The organism is Acidisphaera sp. S103 (assembly GCF_009765975.1).
Lineage (GTDB): Bacteria > Pseudomonadota > Alphaproteobacteria > Acetobacterales > Acetobacteraceae > Rhodopila.
Window position 1 is genome coordinate 1 of the sequence record NZ_LMUJ01000022.1, and the last position, 767, is coordinate 767.

General features: G+C 60.8%; 1 protein-coding gene. It reads left to right on the top strand.

Features of this window, described 5'->3' with window-relative positions:
- The first annotated feature begins 356 nt into the window (after positions 1 to 356).
- A complete protein-coding gene (locus tag GSQ89_RS02095) occupies positions 357 to 716 on the top strand; it encodes a transposase (protein WP_158921535.1) in 360 nt (119 codons plus the stop codon).
- Positions 717 to 767: the final 51 nt, after the last annotated feature.

Consider the following 767-nt stretch of genomic DNA (forward strand, 5'->3'; position numbering starts at 1 on the left):
GGTCATATGTGCAAGCTGGCATATGGGTGCGGCGAGCAACCGACGCACTCCGTGGGCCCCGACGCGCGCGATGGACCGCTCGTTGTGGAGGCCGGGTGACGTGCATCCCCTGAAATCATGGTTCGGCTCCGTGATTTTCGATAACGACCCCGAGTGTTCCAGCACGTCCAGTTTAACCGCCGATACGATCCTCACTCGGATGCAGCCAGGAGGCGACCAACTACGTCGGCCACGGCTTTCGGATCAACTGGATGCGGGAGGAACTCGCGCCATCATGTAGCAACCGCCACCACGGTTGACGGGCTATGCGATCTCGATCATGTTCCTATTATGTTCTATAGATCGACACGGCCCTGATGGCGCAACACTTCCTTTTGTCCGCGGCTGCCCGTTCGCTCAGCCCGGGCAAAGTCATGCGGATGTCTGATCGAGGCGCGGAAAATGTGTTTGTCCGCCTGCGCTGGCCGCAGACCGACGGCAAACCGGTCTGTCCACATTGCGGCTGCCAAATTTGCTACGACTGTCGCCGCTCGGAGCACCAGCCGCGCTGGCGCTGCAAGGCGTGCCGGGCGGATTTCTCGGCAACCTCGGGCACTCTGTTCGCCTGGCACAAGCTGCCGCTTAGGACCTACCTGATGGCCATCGCAGTCTTCTGCAACGAGGTGAAGGGCATTGTGTCAAGAAGACGCGTAAGCGTCATGCTGTGCGAGAGATGAAGGAGGACCCTTCGGAGCCGCCCTGTAGGGGGAGGCTCCAAACCGCCATGA

Bases quoted from the DNA above. Each gene is read 5' to 3' on its own strand.
- GSQ89_RS02095 (WP_158921535.1), top strand. From the start codon at position 357: ATGGCGCAACACTTCCTTTTGTCCGCGGCTGCCCGTTCGCTCAGCCCG.